This is a genomic window from Sphingobium sp. B2D3A, from assembly GCF_025961795.1.
In the GTDB taxonomy this organism is placed as follows: Bacteria; Pseudomonadota; Alphaproteobacteria; order Sphingomonadales; family Sphingomonadaceae; genus Sphingobium.
The window spans coordinates 134,696-151,192 of the sequence record NZ_JAOQOI010000001.1 but is presented as its reverse complement, the minus strand read 5'-3'; the positions used below and the strand labels follow the sequence as shown (position 1 = coordinate 151,192).

Annotated in this window: 13 protein-coding genes and 1 pseudogene; 4 read left to right on the top strand and 10 right to left on the bottom strand. The window is 66.6% G+C overall.

Features of this window, described 5'->3' with window-relative positions:
• The first annotated feature begins 6 nt into the window (after positions 1-6).
• Positions 7-867, top strand: coding sequence for a sigma-70 family RNA polymerase sigma factor (locus M2337_RS00725; protein WP_264571281.1), 861 nt, complete (start codon positions 7-9; stop codon positions 865-867).
• 448 nt (positions 868-1,315) lie between these two features.
• Here M2337_RS00725 and M2337_RS00720 read toward each other — a convergent pair.
• Positions 1,316-2,752 (bottom strand): annotated as a pseudogene (locus tag M2337_RS00720) (DEAD/DEAH box helicase); the annotation flags it as partial.
• A 325-nt stretch (positions 2,753-3,077) separates the two neighbouring features.
• Between M2337_RS00720 and M2337_RS00715 the strand changes: the two are divergent.
• Positions 3,078-3,497, top strand: a complete 420-nt coding sequence (locus tag M2337_RS00715) for a GNAT family N-acetyltransferase (RefSeq protein WP_181560609.1) — start codon at positions 3,078-3,080, stop codon at positions 3,495-3,497.
• Between the two features lie 54 nt (positions 3,498-3,551).
• Here M2337_RS00715 and M2337_RS00710 read toward each other — a convergent pair whose 3' ends face one another.
• From M2337_RS00710 to M2337_RS00690, 5 genes are all read right to left on the bottom strand, one after another.
• On the bottom strand, positions 3,552-4,595 hold the full coding sequence (locus tag M2337_RS00710) for an aspartate-semialdehyde dehydrogenase (protein WP_181560608.1): 1,044 nt from the start codon (positions 4,593-4,595) through the stop codon (positions 3,552-3,554).
• A gap of 282 nt (positions 4,596-4,877) precedes the next feature.
• On the bottom strand, positions 4,878-5,225 hold the full coding sequence (locus M2337_RS00705) for a glycine zipper 2TM domain-containing protein (protein WP_181560607.1): 348 nt from the start codon (positions 5,223-5,225) through the stop codon (positions 4,878-4,880).
• A 112-nt stretch (positions 5,226-5,337) separates the two neighbouring features.
• Positions 5,338-6,687 (bottom strand): PepSY-associated TM helix domain-containing protein, encoded by a 1,350-nt coding sequence (locus tag M2337_RS00700; RefSeq protein WP_264571279.1) that lies wholly within the window; start codon positions 6,685-6,687, stop codon positions 5,338-5,340.
• 159 nt (positions 6,688-6,846) lie between these two features.
• Complete coding sequence (locus tag M2337_RS00695) at positions 6,847-7,269, bottom strand: hypothetical protein (RefSeq protein WP_264571278.1); 423 nt, start codon at positions 7,267-7,269, stop codon at positions 6,847-6,849.
• A 59-nt stretch (positions 7,270-7,328) separates the two neighbouring features.
• On the bottom strand, positions 7,329-7,622 hold the full coding sequence (locus M2337_RS00690; RefSeq protein ID WP_264571277.1) for a DUF1244 domain-containing protein: 294 nt from the start codon (positions 7,620-7,622) through the stop codon (positions 7,329-7,331).
• A 98-nt stretch (positions 7,623-7,720) separates the two neighbouring features.
• Between M2337_RS00690 and pyk the strand changes: the two genes are divergently transcribed.
• On the top strand, positions 7,721-9,178 hold the full coding sequence (pyk, locus tag M2337_RS00685) for a pyruvate kinase (protein WP_264571276.1): 1,458 nt from the start codon (positions 7,721-7,723) through the stop codon (positions 9,176-9,178).
• Between the two features lie 158 nt (positions 9,179-9,336).
• Here pyk and M2337_RS00680 read toward each other — a convergent pair whose 3' ends face one another.
• The 4 genes from M2337_RS00680 to M2337_RS00665 form a co-directional block, all read right to left on the bottom strand.
• Entirely contained in the window at positions 9,337-9,915 is a 579-nt protein-coding gene (locus M2337_RS00680) for a nuclear transport factor 2 family protein (RefSeq protein ID WP_264571275.1), read from the bottom strand.
• Positions 9,912-10,910: a hypothetical protein gene (locus M2337_RS00675; RefSeq protein ID WP_264571274.1), complete on the bottom strand. Its 999-nt coding sequence runs from the start codon at positions 10,908-10,910 to the stop codon at positions 9,912-9,914. The genes M2337_RS00680 and M2337_RS00675 overlap by 4 nt, the downstream gene beginning before the upstream one ends.
• A 107-nt stretch (positions 10,911-11,017) precedes the next feature.
• Positions 11,018-13,597, bottom strand: a complete 2,580-nt coding sequence (locus tag M2337_RS00670; RefSeq protein WP_264571273.1) for a TonB-dependent receptor — start codon at positions 13,595-13,597, stop codon at positions 11,018-11,020.
• Between the two features lie 282 nt (positions 13,598-13,879).
• Positions 13,880-15,358: an MFS transporter gene (locus M2337_RS00665; protein WP_264571272.1), complete on the bottom strand. Its 1,479-nt coding sequence runs from the start codon at positions 15,356-15,358 to the stop codon at positions 13,880-13,882.
• 139 nt (positions 15,359-15,497) lie between these two features.
• Here M2337_RS00665 and M2337_RS00660 point away from each other — a divergent pair, with 139 nt between their 5' ends.
• Positions 15,498-16,400 carry a CmcJ/NvfI family oxidoreductase gene (locus M2337_RS00660; RefSeq protein WP_264571271.1) on the top strand — a complete coding sequence of 301 codons (903 nt, stop codon included), beginning with the start codon at positions 15,498-15,500 and terminating at the stop codon, positions 16,398-16,400.
• The last annotated feature ends 97 nt before the right edge of the window (positions 16,401-16,497 follow it).

Below are 16,497 nucleotides of genomic sequence, written 5' to 3'. Positions count from 1 at the left end.
CATTCCATGTCCGCGCATCAGCAGGAGGATGCAGCGATCAGTTTCGATCCGCTGCGTCCCCGGCTGGTGCGGGTCGCCTACCGGATGCTCGGTTCCGTCGCCGATGCCGAGGATGTGGTGCAGGAGGCATTCATTCGCTGGATGCGGGTCGACCGTGCAGAAGTGCGCGAGCCGGAGGCGTTCCTCCGCCGTACCGTCACGCGGCTTTGCCTGGATCATGCCAAGTCGGCGCGGGTCCAGCGGGAGCATTATGTCGGGCCATGGCTGCCCGAACCGGTTATCGAGGATGAGGAGGAGCAGGAAGATGTGACCCTGCCGCTGATGCTCGCACTGGAGCGGCTCTCACCGCTCGAGCGCGCGGCGTTCCTGCTGCATGATGTGTTCGGCGTCTCGTTCGAGGAAATCGCTGCCACCATCGATCGGGAGCCGGCGGCCTGCCGCCAGCTTGCCGCGCGGGCACGGGACCATGTGCGGCAGGCGCGGCCCCGCTTCGAGGTTGAGAAGCAGCGCGGTCTGGAGATCGCGAGCGCCTTCTTTGCGGCGTCGCGCACCGGCGACATGACCGCGCTCGGCGCGATGTTGGCTGCTGATGTCAGCATGCACGCAGATGGCGGGGGCAAGCGTTCGGCAGCGGTCGCCGAGGTTCTCGGGCGACGCAATGTGCTGCTGCTTCACAAGGCGCTGGCGGTGCTGTTCCGCAAGCATGGCTCGCAGCTTGTGCGCACGGCGCTCATCAATGGCCTGCCGGGGTTCGTGACGCGCGAGGCCGATGGCGAGCTGCAGACCACCGCCTTCGAGATCGAGGCGGGGCGCATCATTGGCATCTATGTGGTGCGCAATCCTGATAAATTGCGCCATCTGCACTAGCTGGAATGCAATGAGGGGGAAGCAGCGCTCCCCCCCCATCGGATCTCAATGATATCGGCCTGACGGATCAGCCCGCGCGGCCGGCGCCGCTGCGACGACCGCCACCGGGATTGCCTTGCGGACGTCCGCCGCCGAAGTGGCGCGGACGCTGACCGCCCGGCTTGCGGGCGCGATCGCCCTCGGAGCGGGTGTCCGTCTGGCGCTGTTCGCCCGATGCGGCAGCATAGACCGGGCGCAGGCGCTTAGGCAGGCGCTCGGCATCCATGGTCGCGGCAGGTTCAGGGCGCTGGGCCAGCGGGTCGAAGCCGGGCCGGTTCGGGGCGTGGCCATCATGATAGCGGCCGCCGGGATTGCGCTGGCCGCCGCGCTGGGCGTCCTGCCCATCGCGAGGCGCGCGCGCCGGGCGGGCGGTCTGGCCGTCCCGCTCGCCACGGAAGGGGCGTTCGCCGCGTTCACCGGCATTCCGGCGCTGGCCATCCTGACCGGGTGCGCGATCGAAGCGGGCTGGGCGCTCGCCGCGTCCCTCACCCCGTCCATCATGGCGCGGTGCGCCGGCGCCGGCTTCGCGACGGTCGTCGGACCGGCCGCGTTCCGGGCGATCGCGGCGCTGCTGCGACTCGGGGCGACGGCCCTGGCCCTGGTCTCGACCCTGGCCCCGTCCTTGCCGGCGCCCATCGGCATCGCCGACGGCTTCGGCCACAGCCGCCTTGGAGGGCAGCGGCAGACGGCGGGCTTCTACCACGAAGTCCTCGGGCAGCGGCATCACCGCCAGCTTGACGCGGGTCAGCTTCTCGATGTCGCGCAGATAGGGCTTCTCGTCCGGCGCGACGAAGCTCATCGCAATACCGTCGGCGCCGGCACGGGCCGTGCGGCCGATGCGGTGGACATATTGCTCGGCGACATTGGGCAGCTCGAAGTTGAAGACATGGCTCACGCCCGACACGTCGATGCCGCGCGCGGCGATGTCAGTTGCCACCAGAACCTGCACGCTACCGGTGCGGAAGCCCTGCAGGGCGGCAGTGCGCTGGCCCTGGCTCTTGTTGCCGTGAATGGCCGCTGCGCTGATCTTGGCGGCGACGAGGTGCCGCGCCACGCGGTCCGCGCCATGCTTGGTGCGGGTGAAGACCAGTGCCCGGTCGAGCGCGCCGGACGCGATGGCATCGCGCAGGCGCAGGGTCAGCAGGGCCTGCTTCTCCTTCTGGTCGATGAAGGTCGCATATTGCTCCACGCGCTCGGCGGTGGTGGATTGCGGCGCAACCTCGACCTTGACCGGATCGTTGATGAAGCGCTTGCCAAGCTCGGCGATCGCCTGCGGCATGGTCGCGGAGAAGAACAGGCTCTGGCGCTCGGCCGGCAGCATCTTGGCGATCTGCGTGAGCGGCTTGATGAAGCCCAGGTCCATCATCTGATCGGCCTCGTCGAGCACGAAGATCTCGACATTGCGCAGCGTCAGCGCGCGCTGGTCGATCAGGTCGAGCAGGCGGCCCGGCGTCGCGACGAGAATGTCGGTGCCCGGCACCAGCGCGCGGGCCTGCTTGCCCACCGGCACGCCGCCAAAGACGACCTGCACGTTGAGGCTGAGATACTTGGCATAGCCGCGCATGTTCTCGGCGATCTGCGCCGCCAGCTCGCGGGTGGGCGAGAGCACCAGCATCCGGCAGGAGGCCGGTTTGCGGGGCTGGGGATTGTTGAACAGCCGGTGCAGCGAGGGCAGCGAGAAGGCTGCGGTCTTGCCGGTGCCGGTCTGCGCGATGCCGAGCAGGTCGCGGCCCTGCATCAGCGCCGGAATGGCCTGCTGCTGGATCGGCGTGGGGTCCGCATAACCCTTGGTCTCAAGGGCGCGGAGGATAGGCTCGGCAAGGCCAAGCTCATTGAAAAAAGACATGAATAGACTTTCGATATGACATGCGTCGCCCTCGCGTCTGTCGCGAGCGGGCGCAGCAGTGGTCTCCAAACGGGCGACCCTGCGTGAATAAGGAAGCTTGAGCGATTCTCGCATCCGTCCGTCCCGGCGGCCCTTGTGCAAGATGCGGGGCCTCACGCTGCGCGGGATTGCGCCGGATCACTAGTCCTGGCGCCGAATGCTGCGATGCACATAGAGGGCGTTTGCGGAAAAAGCAAGTATGCTCGCGTGGGCATGCGATTTCGGACGCGCAGCCGAGCCGGTCGTCGCCCTTGCCATGCCCTGCATTCGGCCTACTAATCAGCCTATGCCTCTTCATATCACTGTGCCCGAGCAGCCCTCCGAGGCCGACCGCAATGCCGTGTTCGCACCCTTGCTGGCCTATAACATCGCGCAAGCGGGGAATCCGAATATCCGCCCTATCGCCATTCTGCTGACCGACGAGCAGGGCGAGCGCGTGGGCGGCATCTGGGGCAAATGCTCCTATGACTGGATGTTCGTGGAGCTTCTCGCCATCGCGGCGGAGCATCGCGGCGGTGGCCACGGCAAGGCGCTGATGGCCGAGGCAGAGCGGGTGGCGCGGGCCCATGGCTGTGTCGGTATCTGGCTGGATACCTATGCCTTCCAGGCGCGCGGCTTTTACGAGAAGCTGGGCTTTAGCGTGTTCGGCAAGCTGGACGATCATCCCGTCGGCCAGCAGCGCTTCTTCCTGAGCAAGCGCCTCTGAGAGCAGCGCTCTATGTCCTCCCCGACCAGCGGCCGGGGAGGCACGATATGGATTTTAGCGCCCGGCGAGCACTTCGCCGATCTGCACGGCATTGAGCGCGGCGCCCTTGCGGAGGTTGTCGCCGACGACGAACATGGCGAGGCCATGCTCAACCGTGCGGTCCGGGCGCACGCGACCGACGAACACCGGGTCCGCGCCCGTCGCGTCGAGTGCGTTGGGCACATCGCTCACCACCACGCCCGGCGCCTTGCCGAGCAGCGCCAGCGCTGTCTCCGCATCGATCGGCCGCTCGAACTCGGCATTGATGGAGAGGCCGTGGCCGGTGAACACGGGCACGCGCACGCAGGTGCCGGAGACGGGCAGGCCGGGAATTTCGAGGATCTTGCGGCTCTCGTCGCGCAGCTTCAGCTCTTCCTCGGTATAGCCGTCCTCACCCAGCACATAATTGAGCGGCACGATGTTGTTGGTGATCGGCACCGCCCACTTCTCGGGCTGGGGCACGAAGTCGGCCTTGCCGTTGAAGGCGAGCGCGGCGCCCTTGTCGCCCACGGCAGCGATCTGGCGCGCCAGCACGTCGATGCCTTCCATGCCGCCACCGGAGACGGCCTGATAGGTCGCCACGATCAGGCGCTTGAGGCCGGCGGCCTCATGCAGCGGCTTGAGCACGGGCATGGCGGCCATGGTCGTGCAATTGGGGTTGGCGACGATGCCCTTGGGCAGGTTTGCCAGCGCATGCGGGTTCACTTCGGAGACGACGAGCGGCACGTCCGGGTCGGAACGCCAGGCCGAGCTGTTGTCGACCACGATGGCGCCGGCTGCGGCAACCTTGGGCGCCAGCGCCTTGCTGGTGGAGCCGCCCGCGGAGAAGAACACAATGTCGAGCCCGGCGAAGTCGGCGGTCGCGGCATCTTCCACCGTCACTTGCTGGCCCTTGAACTCGACCTGCGAGCCGGCCGAGCGGGCCGAGGCGAACAGACGCAGCGTGCCGACCGGGAAATCGCGCTCGGCGAGCAACTGGCGCATCATCGAGCCGACGAGGCCGGTGGCGCCGACCACGCCGACATTCAGGCGGGCATCGGGGGAAAAGCGGGCAACCATCTATACGTTCCTTCCTGTTGATTGAAGGACGCGGCGGTCAGGCTTTCGTCTGGAAAGTCGGCCCCGCGCACTTCGCGGGGCTTCCTGTCCGGCTGATCGTGGCTCTTTAGGCCGCGCGCATCCGAACCGCCCCGCTGATGCGGGTCGGTTTGGTAATAATCGGCTGAACGATCATCATGGACATGGCGCGCGCCTCTAGCGAGCGTGGCGCCTGCTGTAAATGGCAAAGATGCCTGCTCTCGGGAGAAAGCAGGCATCCATGATCTTCAGATTTTCGGTGGATCAGCGGCAGCGCACTTCGCCCCGGTCGATCGAGCGACCGAGCAGGCCACCGCCAACCGCACCGAGCAAGGTGCCAACTGTGCGGTCACCCTTCGTGTCGATCGCGCGGCCGGCGAGCGCGCCGACGCCGGCACCGATCAGCAGACCGGTCGTGCCGTCATTGCGCTTGCAGCGGTACCGGCCATCGTCGCCGCGCCATATGCGGTCGTTATGGGAAAGGGCGCGGCCATTGTCCCGGTCTTTCGCGCGCTTCCCGTGCGCGGGCGCCCAGTGTGGCGGATCGGCCATGGCCGGTGCCATGGGCATCGCAAACGCCATCAGCGCCGTGGCGAGCAGGATCTTCTTCATCGGACTCATCCTCGTAATATCAAACAAGCGACCGGCACGTATCGCGCCGGCTCGTGCTGAATAACGCCGTACAACCGCCCTTGTTCCGGCGGTATCACGACTCATCGCTCGATCAGCCCGCCATGGCGGCTCGGCTTCGCCAGCGTCCCATCAGCATGTCGAGCGCCAAGGCGGCCGCCAGCGTGAGGCCGGTCAGGGGGAGGCACAGGCCGATGGCGAGCATGATCGCCGCGACGCCCTGCGCCTTGCGGGGATCGGCGGGCCGGGCAGGCGCCTCCAGCCGGCCGTTCTCGCGGCGTTTCCACCAGAGCACGGGCGCGGTGAGGCACAGCAGCATCAGCGCGAGGCAGCCGAGCAGCATGAGCGTGCGGTTGATCTCGCCATATTGCTGGCCCTGATGGGTGGCGATGCCCCATTCGATCGCCCGCGCGCCGATGCCGAAATGCGCAAAGCGGGCATCCTGCATCACCGCGCCGCTTGCCGGATCGATGTAGATAGCACGCGCATCCTGCGCCCGGCGTACGGTCCGCGAGATGAGATAGGGCGCGCCGTCCGCCATCGGCAGGGTGAGCGTCCAAGGGGCGGCGAGGCCGCGCTTGCCGGCGATCTCCGCAGCCCGGTCGACGCCGATGTCGTCGCTGCCCGATGCGGCGGGCGGCGTCGCTTCCTGCATCGACCAGGGCAGGCTCTGCTTCGCGCCCTCGTCATGGCCGTGGCCGTGATGCGCGCGTGGCACCGGCGCCTCCCAGGGGTTGGGACCGGGCGCCTTGGGGCGGCCCAGCTCCGCACGGGCGACCCAGCCCTGCAACTGCTTGCCCGAGAAGCCGGACCAGGGCAGGCCGGTGATCGCCAGAAACAGGATCACCCCGCCGGCGAGCAATCCGGTCGAGGCATGCAGATCGCGCCAGAACAGTCGCCCGCGCGCCTGCCCGCGCAGGCCGACGACCGGGCTGCCGCGCCGGGGCCACCACAGGTAGAGCCCGGTCAGCACCAGCAGGATCGCCCAGCCCGCGACGATCTCCACCAGCGCATTGCCGACCGGTCCGGTGATGATGAGGCTGTGCAGATCGCGCACGGTCTGCATGATGCCGCCGGCCTGCGCGGTGCCGAGCAGCTTGCCGCGATAGGGATCGACAAAGGCGAGCCGGCGCGCGCCGTCCGCGCCCTGCAGGGTCATGCGCCAGCTCTCTGTCGGCTCGGCAGGCCGCTGGATCTGGCTCACCTGCTGGCCGGATTCCCGCTCGACGGTGGCGATCATCTCGCTCAGCGGCTGGGGCGCATCCTTTGGCGTCACATGCGACCAGTCCGCATAGACCCGCCGCTCGATCTCCGGTTTGTAGAGATAGAGCGCGCCGGTGATCGCCATCCACAGCAGCACCGGGAGGACGATCAGGCCGGCATAGAAATGCCAGCGCCACACGGCCTGATAGAAGCCGCCGCCGGTCTTGGAGCGCGCGCTCATCGGCGGCCTCCGGCGGACAATGGCGCACGGGCGAGGGGAGGGCGGCGCATGGCTGCGCAGCAGAAGAGCAATCGAGTCATGAAAGGGTCAGCCTTGACGGGCAGCGCGCGGGGGCGTGCCGAAATGGGGATGTCGCGCGAGGCGACAGCGAGGGGAGCGTCAGGGCTGATGCGGCGGGCCGGTCTGCGGGGGCGGCGGCGCGGCCAGACCGCGTCCGATGCTCACGGCCGTGCTCGGGCTGAGGATGGGTACCGTCACTATCGTCATGGCGACCCGCGCGATCGCGGGCGGGATGCTGTCCAGCGAGGCGCCGATCCCGGCAAAGGCGCAGGGCGCATCCGAGGCGGTGTTCTGCTTGTCCTGCTGCTTGCGGACGGTGCCGTCCGCATCGATCCAGCCGGTGATCATGCCGGCGCCGGTGCAGAGCACGACCGCGGGACCGTTTTGCACGGCGGGCATGAAACCGGCCGGCACCAGCAGCCGCGCGAGCAGCACAAGCGCCAGCCACGCGGCGATCAGGCCACGGGCCTGCGCGGTGCCGGTATCAGTGCTGGTATCAGTGCGGGTCAGGCGCGCGAGCATGTCCGCGCTTTACGGGATCGCGCGGCGTATGAGAAACGGCTTTTTAGGCTTGCCGTCGCTCAGTGATTGTTCTTCGCCACGCTATCTTTCATCCGCGCGAGCTGCTCCGGCGTCGCCTCGGTCTGGTAGCGCGTCTTCCACTCATCCTGCGGCATGCCATAGATAAGTTCGCGTGCAGCGGCCTTGTCCAACGCGCCGTCGGCCTCGGCCACCCAGTCGGCCAGGCAGTTGCGGCAGAAGCCCGCCAGACCCATCAGATCGACATTCTGCGCATCGGTGCGGTGACGCAGATGGTGGACGAGCCGGCGAAAAGCTTCTGCCGCTGTCTTGTCATCGAGCGTGTCTATCGTCATTGCTTGCACCTTCATGTCCGGTTCCAACCTCGGGCCACGCCGGTGGCCGCCACGGCATTCGCCATGTGGGCAGAGAACGCACCGAAGCAAGAGGCCAAATGAAGAAGCTCACTCCCCGCACCCGCAAGGTCCGCATTCTGGCGACTCTCGGCCCTTCGAGCAGCAGCGAGGTGATGATCCGCAAGCTGTTCCTGGCTGGCGCCGATGCCTTCCGGCTGAACATGAGCCACGGCACGCACGACGTTCATGCCGCCAATGTCGCGATCATCCGAGGACTTGAAAAGGAGTTCGGCCGCCCGACCACCATCCTCGCGGACCTTCAGGGACCGAAGCTGCGGATCGGCACTTTCGCGCAGGGCGCGGTCTTTCTGGAAAAGGGCGCCGCCTTTCGGCTGGATCGCGACCCCGCGCCCGGCGACAGCAGCCGCGTCACTTTGCCGCACCCGGAGATATTCGCCGCCGCGCAGGAAGGGATGCGCCTGCTCATCGATGACGGCAAGCTTGTCCTGCGCGTGCGGGCGGTGCGTGACGATGTCATCGATACGCTGGTCGAGGTCGGCGGCTCGCTGTCCGAGCGCAAGGGCGTCAACGTGCCGGACGTCGTGCTGCCGATGGCGGCGATGACCGAGAAGGATCGGCGCGATCTTTCCTTCGCCATCGAGGCCGGCGTGGACTGGATCGCGCTCAGCTTCGTCCAGCGGCCTGATGACCTGGCCGAGGCGCGCAAGCTGATGGGTGGCTATGGCTATCTGCTCGCCAAGATCGAAAAGCCAGCCGCGCTTGGGCGGCTGGAGGAAATCGTCGAGATGTCCGACGCGGTGATGGTCGCCCGTGGCGATCTCGGCGTCGAGCTGCCGCCTTATGCCGTGCCGCCGCTGCAGAAGCAGATCGTGGAGAGCGCCCGGCGCTTGGGCAAGCCGGTGGTCGTCGCCACGCAGATGCTGGAATCGATGATCAAGGCGCCCACGCCGACCCGCGCCGAGGTGTCGGACGTCGCCACGGCGGTCTATGACGGCGCGGATGCAGTGATGCTCTCGGCGGAGACGGCGGCGGGCGACTGGCCGGAGGAAGCCGTGGCGATGATGGACAGCATCGCCCACAGCGTCGAGCATGATCCGGGCTATCTGGACCGGCTGCACTTCACCAAGACCATGCCGGACCCGACGACGTCGGACGCACTGGCCGGCGCCAGCCAGCACATCACCAACACGGTCTCGGCCAAGGTCATCGTGTGCTTCACCACCTCTGGCAGCACCGTGCGGCGCATCGCGCGCGAGCGGCCGGGCGCGCCGATCCTGGCGCTCACCCCGCGCATGGATACCGCCCGGCGCATGGGCCTCATGTGGGGCGTCCATGCCGTGCGCACCAAGGATATCGGCAGCTTTGAGGAAATGATCGGCAAGGCCAAGCGCATGGCCATGCGCCACGGCTTTGCGGGGGCGGGCGACAAGATCATCGTGCTCGCCGGTGTGCCCTTCGGTACGCCGGGGTCCACCAATGTGCTCCATGTCGCGACCATCCGGGGCGATGAGCTGCGCACCCACCGCGAGGAGTAAGGCGCTTCGGGGGCGCCTTCTGCACCCCACTCCCGTCATTCCCGCGAACGCGGGAATCCAGCTGCAACCCTGCTCGTCAACGCGAGGCCGAACTGGATTCCCGCGTTCGCGGGAATGACGAACGGTGAGGGCGAGCCGGCGACGTCGTCCTGCCCCCCTCAGTTCTTCACGGCGCCGTGCAATTGCGGCGGCAGCGGCGGGCGCTCTGGATTGTCGCCATCGCGCCATGGGATCACGCCATGGCTGGTCCGCGTCTTGATCTTCCAGGCGCCGTTCTCGCGCACGAAATGATCGACATAGCGCCCGGCCAGCGTGGTCGCGGGGCGGCCCTCCCCGTCGGCGGTGTAGAACATGTAGCGGGAGCGAGCGATGGCGGTGTCGCCGGTCACGTCAATCACCTCGGTGGTGACGAGGTGGAAGCTGCGCTTGTTGACGAAGCCCGCTTCCGGCTTGCCCAGCTTCTCCTCAAGCAGCTTCTGGATCGCCGCCGGCCCGGTGGCGCTGCCCAGCCCGCCGGACCAAGTCCCGTCGCTGGCGAAAAGCCCGGCATAGCCGGCATAATCGCGCGCATCGAGATATTCGCCATAAGCGATGATCACGCGGCGGATCGCCTCGCGGTCTTCCAGCACCTGCACGCGCTGGGCGAGCGCTCTGTCAGGAGCATCACCCTGCTGCGCCGACGCCGCCCCGGGCGCGATCAGCGCCAGCGCCAGCGCTGCCCGCAACAACCGGCTCATGGCAGCGTGTCCAGCTTGCGGCTCTCGATCGTCCACGCAGGATCGCTGCACAGCTTGCAGTCATCGCCGACGAACCACGCTCGCGCCGACTTGTCGCCGCGCAATTGCCAGTCGAGCCACGCCACCACTGCCTGCGCCGCGCGTCCGCCATTCGGCTCGGCATAGGTGCCGGCGTGCGTCACGTCGGTGTTGATCACGGCGGAGGGGATGTGGGTGAGCCGCGCATAATCGTCCATGCCATTGGGGTAGGCGATGTCCGTCTTGCCGCCGAGCACATAGAGGGTCGGCTTGTCGATCTTCTGGAGCAGGCTCTTCTGCGCAGACATCTCGCCCGAGCCGCCCGGGACCGGCCCGTTCATGATGCCGCTGTTCATGATGACGAAGGTGCTGACGCGCTTGTCGCCGGCATATTTGAGCGCCTGAATGCCGCCACAGGAATAGCCGGAGGCCGCGACATGCGCAGTGTCGATCTTGCCCTTGAATGGGCTGCCCGCGCGGCCATTCTCGGCCGCAGCCCAGTCGATGGCCTGCCCCAGCTGCTGGTAGCGCGTCTTGTCGCGATGCTGCTCCCAGCTCTGCGGCGTGACGGTCACGCCCGGGCCGCTGTAGATGCCGCCCGGCGCGATGACGAGATAGCCATGGGAGGCGACCTCCAGCAAATGCTGGCGGGATGAGGCGCCGTCTTCGGTGCAGGCGCCGTTGCCGAACACATAGACCGGCATCTTGCGAACGCCGAGTGCACTCAGATCGGCGGGCTGATAGACGACGAAGCCGGGGAAATTCTCATATTGCCGCTTGATGGCCTTGTATGGCCCGGTGCCCGTGCTGTCTGGCGCCCGGCTTTCTTCCATCATCTGGACGGCAGCCTGTGCGGCGAGATCGGCGCCGACTCCCGGGGGCGGCGCTGAACTCGGCTGGGCCTGGAGGGTCGCTGGGGCGGTCATCGCCAGCAGGGACAGAAGAAATGCGCTCGAACCGGTCCGCCAATATGTCATGCCACTCTCCCAATTTATCATTCTGCTGTCGCCCCAGCGACAAAGAGGAGAGGGTTGCCCCTCTCCTCCTCTTTCTATCGGATCAATCTGTGTTGCGCACCGCCTGATCAGAACTTGCGGCGCACGGTCACGGCCCACTGGCGCGGCAGGCCGGGCTGAGCCGTCGCGTACCAGGCGTTCGTGAACTTGTTGAGATAGACCAGCTTGTCGAACAGGTTTGTCACTTCCAGCGCGACCGACCAGTCCTTGTCCACCGTCTCATAGGTCAAGCGGGCATTGGCCAGCGTGTAGCTGTCCACGATGGCGATCGGTGTGCAGAGGAAGTCGCCGCAATAGCCGTCCGTATAGGAGACGTCGATGCGCGGCGTCAGCGTGCCAACATCACCCAGATCAGCCTGATACTGCGCGCCCAGGCTCCACTTCCACTTGCCCACGCCGGGCCGGCTCGCGCCGACGACGATGGAGGTCGTGGGATAGTTGATGGAGGTGAACTTGAAGTCGGTGAGGCTGAGCGAACCGTCGATGGTGAAACCCTCGACCGGGCGCAGCGTGGTTTCCAGCTCGAAGCCGTTCACGCGGGCATCGCCGATATTCAGATACTGGCCGCACAGGCCGGGTACGCCGCCCTGGTTGACCGGGAGCGGATTGTTGTTGGAGTCGAGGCAGACCTGCGGAATACCCTGATAGTCGGTATAGTCCATGCGGAAGCCGCTGGCGTTGATCCGCAGCAGCCGGTCGAACAGGTCCGCCTTGATACCGATTTCATAGGACTTCAGCTTTTCCGCGCCGAACGGCCGGATCTGCTGGAAGCTGTACGGACGGGGTGCCACGCCGCCGCCCTTGAAGCCGGTCGCGAACTGCGCATAGGCCATGATGTCGGGCGTGATCTTGTAGGAGAGCGCCGCACGATAGTCGGTCAGCGTTTCCTTGTAGGTACCCACTTGGCCGGTCAGCGGATTGGTAGCGTTGCTGAGCGGCAGATAGTCGCCGACCCCATTGGGGTTGAGGCGGTTGTAGAGATAGTCCTTCTTCTCGTGGCTCACGCGGATGCCGGCTTCCAGCGTCAGGGCCGGCGTGATGTTCCACGCAACGTTACCGAAGCCGGCATAGGTGCGCAGGCTGGCGGTATCGTCGTTGATGAACGAGAAGGTCGGCTTGGCGATCACGCACGCCGGGAGCGCGCCACCGCAGGGGGAAACGGCATATTCGCCGAAGCCCGAGAACGGCGTGTGGATGCGGGCGTTATAGCGCGTGTCCGCATCATAATAGAAACCGCCGATGGTGAAGGAGATCGCATCGTCCAGCACCTTGCCCGAGAGGCGCAGTTCCTGGCTGAACTGCTTGTGCGAGAAGTCGCTGTAGACGCCGCCGATGAAGGCAATCGGCGAGTTGTCGTTGTCGTCCGAGCTGCGCGAATCATATTTGCGGTAGCCGGTGATCGACTTGAGCGCGAGATTGTCGCCCAGCGTGTAGTTGATCTCGGCGGACACGCCCCAGCCTTTCACACCGCTCAGGGGTTCGGCATAGGTTGGGCCATTGGGCGCGCCGGCCGTGCCGGGGCCACCCGCAGACGCCGTCGTCGCCGCGCGATAGGTCACGCCCGGATCGTAGAAGTTGGCGTAGGTCGCATAGGGATCGTTCAGCACCGCGCCGGCGCGACGATACTGGCCGTAGGTCACGAAGCGGTTGTCGAACGGCGCGCCCTGATAGGGAATGCTGTTATTTTGCCGCCCAGTCAGCTCGGCGCTGGCGATGAGCACGGAGGCCTGCGTCGTGGAGGTGTCGTGGGTGTAATCGCCCGACAGGTTGATCTCCAGCGGGCTGCCGACCGGCGCAATCCGCAAGGATCCGCGCACGGCGTACATGCTCTGGCCGCCCAGCGTGCCGAGCTTGCAATTGCCGCCCGATGCCAGGCTGGGGATCGCCGCGCCGCCCGGCTGCACCACGCTGGTGCCCGGCTGCACATAGGGATCATTGGGATTGAGGCAGGCATAATCGTAGCGCGTGACATGGCCATCGCGGTTGCGTGACACGCCAGTGATGCGGGCGAACACGGCATCGGGCACCACGGTGAAGTCGGCGCTCGCCTTGATGTCGCGGCGGTTGAGCGAGCCGGCGGTCAGTTCGACATAGCCGCCTCGGCCTTCGGGCTTGCGCGAGTAGAGCTTCACCGCGCCGCCCAGCGAGTTCATGCCGGCCAGCGTGCCCTGGGGGCCGCGCAGCACTTCGACGCGCTCGAGGTCGGTCAGGTCGAAAGCCGAGGCCGTGACCGTGCCGAAATAGATATCGTCGACATAGATGCCCACGCCTGGCTCGACCGAGGGGCTGGCATCGCCCTGACCCACGCCACGGATATAGGCGCGCATCGAATTGCCCGAGCCAGAGGGGTTCTGCTGCAGGATGACGTTCGGTGCCTGCGCGGTGATGTCGGTCAGGCGCGTCTGGCTGCGCGCTTCGAGCTGGTCGCCGCTGATGGCGGTGATTGCCAGCGGAATGTCCTGCACATTCTGCGCACGCATCTGCGCGGTGACGATGATGTCGTCGACATTGCCCTCGGCGGCGCCCTGCGGCGCGGCGGTCTGGGCCATTGCGGGCATTGCGAGCATCAGCGCGCCGGACAACATGGTTCCGGCGCTCAGCGCCATGCGCGACACGGTGCGTGCGCGGTTATGACGAACTTTGTTCATTGGTGAATCTCCCCTCCTCTTCGCTTTGCCGGTCGTTTCTTCGTCCCCGCGCGAGCCGCCTGCCCGCCTCTGTCAGGCGGAAAGGTCGGGCGGCTGTCGCCGTCGAGACGCAATGACCGGCAGCCAGACGACGCGGCGCGAGGCTCTCATGGAGCGCCCCGTCCGTCCGTTGGCTAGGAAGCTCACTATCCTTTTGCCCGAAGCGAGGCTTTGACTGAGATAGAGCCACGCTTTGACGCAGACGGAAAAGCCGCGGTGCCACGCTGAGGCTGTAGCGCCCATCTAAACCTCCTCGTTACGGATCGCGCGCAGGCCCCGCGTCTCGCGCCCGGTCACGGCGGCGCCGGTGTCCTTCGCAAGACGGGCATAGAAAGGCGCGGCGGCCAGCGCGAGGCCGGCAAAGACGAGCATGGCGATCTGGAAATCGGCGAGGGTCGGTTCCGCGACACCAAGCGAGAGCAGGTTGAGCAGGGCGGCCGCGGCGGAAATCGCTAGCGCTTGCGAAATCTGGTTGGCGATATTGCCGAGCACAGTCGCCCCGCCGACTTCGCTTTGCGGCACGTCGGCAAAGCGCAGCGCCATGATCGCGGTCATGTGGACCGAGCGGGCCATGCCGACGAAGACCATGATTGCCACCAGCAGCCAGAATGGCATGGTCGGGGTCAGCAGCGCGCAGGCGGCAAAGGAGAGCGCCATGGTCACCACCCCGCTGGTCAGCGCCATCCGGATGCCGAGCCACCGTACCGAGGGCGTGGCGATCGCCTTGAGCGCCAGGTCGCCGGCATTCTGAGCGAGCAGCAGCAGCCCGGCTTGAAAGGCGGTGAGGCCGAGGCCGACCTGCATCATCAGCGGGATAATGAACGCCGTCGCCATGAAGGCCGTGCGCGCCGGCATTCCCGCGCCGATCGTGGAAACGAAGAAACTGCGGTGGCGCAGCGCATCGAGCGGAACGACCGGGTGGGGCACGCGGCGGATGTGTCGCCAGCACAGCCAGCCCAGGAAAATCCCGAGCGCGATCAGCGGCAGCCCTTGCTGCCAGCCGCCGCCCTTGGCGCCCAGCCGCTCGAATCCGGCAATGATGCAGGCCAGGAACCCGCCGACCAGCGCAAAGCCGCGCCCGTCAAAGGGCCTTCGCTCCACAGCATGGATATTGGGGATGAAGCGCAGGGTGAGGACAAAGGCGAGGAGACCTGTGGGCACGTTCAGGAAGAACACCCAGCGCCAGTCCAGAAAGGTGGTGATGAGGCCGCCGATGGGCGGGCCGATCACCGGCGCGATCAGGGCCGGGGTGGAACTGATCGTCATCGCTGTCACGAGATAGCGCTTGGGCGTAATGCTGAGCAGGGCGATGCTGCCGACCGGCACGATCAGGGTGCCAAAGGCCGCCTGACACATCCGCATCGCCAGAAAGACCGGAAGATTGGGCGACAGGCCAGCCCCCAGCGAGGCCAGCACGAACCCAAGAATGGCGAGCGTGCAGACCCGGCGGGTGCCGAAGCGCTTGCCCACCCAATCGCTGATCGGCAGTACCAGCACGGTGACGAGAATGTAGATGGTGATTGTCGCGCTCAGCAGGGTCAGCGGCACGGCAAAGTCCTGCGCCATGCGCGGCAGGGCAGTGAGCAGCACCATCAGATCGATGGCGACCATGAAGGACGTCGCGGCCAGAACGATGGCGGCCAGCTGCGAGCGACGCAAGGCCGCGGCGTCGTCCGACGCTATGCTGGCCTCCCCCTCCGATGGATTGTTAGTCAAACTCATCCCGCGCCAGCCATGACAGGCGGGCGCGCGTTCGCCAAGAGGCGCCGAAGAATAGTTGCCGATGCAGGCGCTTGCGGGGGAGCGGGATAGCCTGCCATGGTGCGGCAAAAGAGTCGGGCGTCGCTTAGGAGAGCAGATAATGAGTAATGAGGTCATGGATCCCGAAGCCACGGTGCGCAGCGTCGAGGCGCAGCTTCAATATCTGCTGCCCGGCCCCGCGATCAATCGGCGGTTCGTCTCCGCCGGGGTGGAAGTGAACACCGGCCGCTACGGGCCATTCCCCGTCACGATCCGTGACGCGCGCGCCATCCGCCCGCATTTTACGCTCGATCGGCAGGGCTTCGTGCTGCTCGATGCGCCGAGTGACGTCGCCGATTTCACCGACCGGGACGAGGTCAATCGCGTCTACCCGGGCGAGGTCTCCCGCTATGTCCAACAGGCGACAGGCGCCGATCTCGTCGTCGTCGGTGGCTGGATGATCCGCACGTCCGGCGATCTTGCCTGCCGGCAGAAGAAGCTGGACGCGCCCTATCGCCATGCCGAGGGCGTACAGCCGCCTGCTGGCGAGGTGCACGTCGATACCGATCCCGCCCGGCAGCAGCGCGCCGCCGAGATCGCCTACCGCAAGGCCCGTCCGGACGGGCCGGGGTTCCGCCGGTTCATCGTCTCCAGCTTCTGGCGCAGCTATTCGCCGCCGCCACACGATTGTCCGCTGGCCCTGTGCGATGCGCGCAGTGTCGGCGATGATGAGGGCACCACCAATATCCTGTGGATCGTCGACAAGATCCCCGAAGGCGACGCCATGTTCGCGCCGATGGACGATGACCGCCAACCGGCTGCGCACATCTTCCGGCACAATCCCGCTCACCGCTGGTGGTATTTCTCCAACATGGTGCGGGATGAAGCCCTGCTGTTCAAATTCCACGATAGCGACCGCAGCGGCGCCTGGCGGGTGCCGCACACGGCATTTTGGGATGACAGCCTGCCCGACCCGGTGCCGCGCGAGAGCATCGAATGCCGGAGCATCGCCTTTTTTGAATAGCCCTTTGGTCCACGATCCAAATAGTCGGGCACCACAATCATTGCTATAAGTTACACAAGCGGCAAGCCAAATAAGGCACCGGGTCGAAGGGGAGTGT